At 78.7% G+C, this 427-nt stretch carries 1 protein-coding gene; it reads left to right on the forward strand.

All coding sequences use genetic code 11. The features are described 5' to 3' along the window. Nucleotides 1-427 (forward strand): BTAD domain-containing putative transcriptional regulator (locus AC1D0P_RS30230; protein WP_477680104.1); only part of this gene is annotated, 427 nt, incomplete at both ends.

Below are 427 nucleotides of genomic sequence, written 5' to 3' on the forward strand. Positions count from 1 at the left end.
GTGCTGCGCGAGGCCGCCCTGGCCCGCATGGCCGCCGGCGCCATGGCCGAGGCGGCCGGACTGGCCGGCCGGCTGGTGCGGCACAACCCGCTCGACGAAAACTACCAGGCCCTGCTGGTGCGCAGCCTCGCGGCTTCAGGCGACGGGGTCGGCGCGGCGCGCCAGGCCGCCGCCTGCCGTGAATTGTTCCAGCGCGAACTCGGGGTGCAGCCCGGCGCCGCGCTGGATGCCGCCCTGCGCACAGCCACCGCGACGCCCACCGCGAGGCCCGCCACCGGGCGCGCCGCGGCACTCGCGCAACTGGAAGCCGGGGAGGCGGCGATTGGCGCCGGCGCGCTGGATGCCGGGTTGCAATGCCTGCGCCGCGCCATCGTCGAGGCCGACGCCACCGGCGACGCGGCGCTGCGCGCGCGTGCCCGCGTGGCCC

The sequence above is a fragment of the Polaromonas sp. P1_G2 genome (assembly GCF_056405515.1).